The sequence below is a fragment of the Streptomyces niveiscabiei genome, assembly GCF_001419795.1.
GTDB classification, from domain to species: domain Bacteria; phylum Actinomycetota; class Actinomycetes; order Streptomycetales; family Streptomycetaceae; genus Streptomyces; species Streptomyces niveiscabiei.
This window is the reverse complement of record NZ_LIRL01001387.1, coordinates 1-2,191: the sequence shown is the minus strand read 5'-3', so window position 1 is coordinate 2,191 and position 2,191 is coordinate 1. Positions and strand designations below refer to the sequence as shown.

5 protein-coding genes are annotated in these 2,191 nt (G+C 67.0%); 1 reads left to right on the top strand and 4 read right to left on the bottom strand.

The features are described 5' to 3' along the window. A partial coding sequence (locus AOK24_RS44340; RefSeq protein ID WP_159052243.1) for a hypothetical protein occupies positions 1-420 on the top strand: 420 nt, incomplete at its 5' end. 70 nt (positions 421-490) lie between these two features. Here AOK24_RS44340 and AOK24_RS44335 read toward each other — a convergent pair. The 4 genes from AOK24_RS44335 to AOK24_RS52445 form a co-directional block, all read right to left on the bottom strand. Continuing rightward, positions 491-745, bottom strand: a complete 255-nt coding sequence (locus tag AOK24_RS44335) for a hypothetical protein (RefSeq protein ID WP_055725464.1) — start codon at positions 743-745, stop codon at positions 491-493. 71 nt (positions 746-816) lie between these two features. Further along, complete coding sequence (locus tag AOK24_RS44330) at positions 817-1,491, bottom strand: P-loop NTPase family protein (RefSeq protein WP_055725463.1); 675 nt, start codon at positions 1,489-1,491, stop codon at positions 817-819. 18 nt (positions 1,492-1,509) lie between these two features. Continuing rightward, complete coding sequence (locus AOK24_RS44325) at positions 1,510-1,842, bottom strand: hypothetical protein (RefSeq protein WP_055725462.1); 333 nt, start codon at positions 1,840-1,842, stop codon at positions 1,510-1,512. A 34-nt stretch (positions 1,843-1,876) separates the two neighbouring features. After that, on the bottom strand, positions 1,877-2,011 hold the full coding sequence (locus AOK24_RS52445; RefSeq protein ID WP_276206906.1) for a hypothetical protein: 135 nt from the start codon (positions 2,009-2,011) through the stop codon (positions 1,877-1,879). Positions 2,012-2,191: the final 180 nt, after the last annotated feature.

Genomic DNA, 2,191 nt, shown 5'->3' with positions numbered 1-2,191 from the left:
ATCGAGGGGGAGACCCGAGCGGTCGACCTCGTACGCGCCTACCTCGTCGGCGACGTCGACGGAGTAGCAGAGGCAGCGGCTCCCGGGGGTTCGACGACCGGGGCCTACATGCGCCAGCAGCTCGACAGACTGCTCGTCGACGCGGTCCGTGCCGACCCTTGGTTCGACTTCAGCCGCCCTGCTCTGATGGCTCCGGCCGGCGCCGCGTGGCTCACGACTGTGCCGATGTCCGACCCCGTCTCGGCCGCCGTGTGGGAACTCGCCTCTGACGGCGGTGACGGCCCCTTCCGCACTCTCACCGAGGACGACATGATCACCGTTCTCGCCATCTCGGCCGCTGCGCGAGGGATCGGGGCGTGGGGGTTGGAGGGGATGTTGGAGCGACTCGCGCGGGTGCGTGAGGTCGTGGCGCAGCCGTAGGGGCGCAGTTCAAGGGCCCGCGTCCGGCGCGTTCCGGGCGGGCCCTGAATTGGTACTGAAGGTACTCCGGTTACTGCACTTCAGTAGCTGCTGTGTGGCCGTAGTTGCTGGTCCTGAGCCGGTCGAGGACGCGTTCCTCCAGGCCCGGCAGGCGCTCGTCGAAGTTGGGCTCGGTCAGTTCGGCCAGGAGGGCGCGGGCGACCTGGGCGAGGGCGACGTCCGTGTGGTCGAGGCGGAGCGCGGCCTCGTTGGTCCAGCGCTTGACCGCTTTGTGGAGGGGTGGGGCGAGGTCCACGGTGAGGCGGATCGGGGTCGTGCGGATCACTTCGACGTCTGTGGGCGGAGCTGCGATCGTTTCTTCGGTGAACTTGTTTTTCGGACCTCGGCGGCGGGTGGTCATGCCTGCGCCCTTTCCCATTCGGTGATGATTTCTTTGGCTGCGGCCGGGTACGTGGTGCCTTTAGTGGTGACCTCGAAGCCATATGACTGCCGGTACAGATCGTCATTGAAGGCAATGACAGTATTCATGACTCGGAAGCCTTTATCTGTCAGAGCTTCTCTGAACTCTGCATCGGGTCCGGTTTTTGTGGCGTAGGGCCGATTGGTGCGCGTCAGTAGAACCATTTCACACATGGGATCGCGCGGTTTGCCGAGTTGTTCTCGCAGTTCTCGCGCTTCGTCAAGTTTCTTTCGAAGTTGGAGCATGGTCCGGCGTACTTCCATTCCGCCCGGCGCCAAAGGGAGAATCCAGACGTCGGCATACACCAGGGCCGATCGCGCGATTGCCTCATGGTCTTCGAGCTGCGGGGCGTCGACGACGACCGCTCCGCGTCCGGCCTCCAGGCCGGGGAGGGTGCGGTGCAGGGTCGTGATCGCCTGTCCGATCACGGGGTAGCCGATGCCGCCGGCGTCCTGCATCCAGCCGAGGCACGACGCGCCCTTGTCGCCGTCCGCCAGGAGGGGTTCGCGACCAAGTTCCTGGAGGCTCTTGCAGAGGAAGATACCGCTGGTGCTCTTGCCGACGCCGGGCTTGATCGAGGCGAGGGCAATCCGTAGAACGGGCACAGTCATGTACGTACGGTACTGCGGCTACTGCTCTTCAGTGTCCGTCTGCGGGGTCGGCGGGCCGCCGTCGTAGGGGGAGCCGACTACGACGACGCGGTAGCCAGGGGAGAGGAACAGGCCGCTGGAGTAGGGCGTGCGGACCGTCATGCGCCACATCAGCGGGGGGACGCCGAGGTCGGGCTCCCAGCGGAACTCCATCTGCGGGCCGTCCTGGCGTACGGCCCGCAGGTCGTCCTCGCATCGCTTCTGGGCCGCGCGCAGGTCGGTGTAGGTCTGCTCAAGGGGGGAGTAGGTGCGGGAGTCGCTGTAGTCGGCCCGGTACTGCGCGCCGGCGGGTGCGTCGGTGGTCTCGCTCATGGGCGCATCCTTCCACCGGCGGCGTGGGGCGGGGTCACGCTTCGCGCAGCTCGCGGCGTAGGCGGTGTACGGCGTGGCGCGCGGTGAGGTGGCGTGCGATCCGGGGTGCGACGTAGGCGGTGGCGACGGCGAGGGCCTGGTGCTCGGCGTGGTCCTGGTCGTGGTGCATGTCGTCCCCTGTCTGCGGGTGGGGAACTGAGAGTACTGCCTCTACTGCATCTACTGACTTTCAGTGGATGCAGTAGGAGCAGTGATGTGTTCGGGCGGCGTGGGTGGGGGGCGGGCAAGGGGTGAGGGCGGCTGGAGGACGGCGTTCCCGTCGATTCGCCGCAGGCGGCGGAGGCGTTCG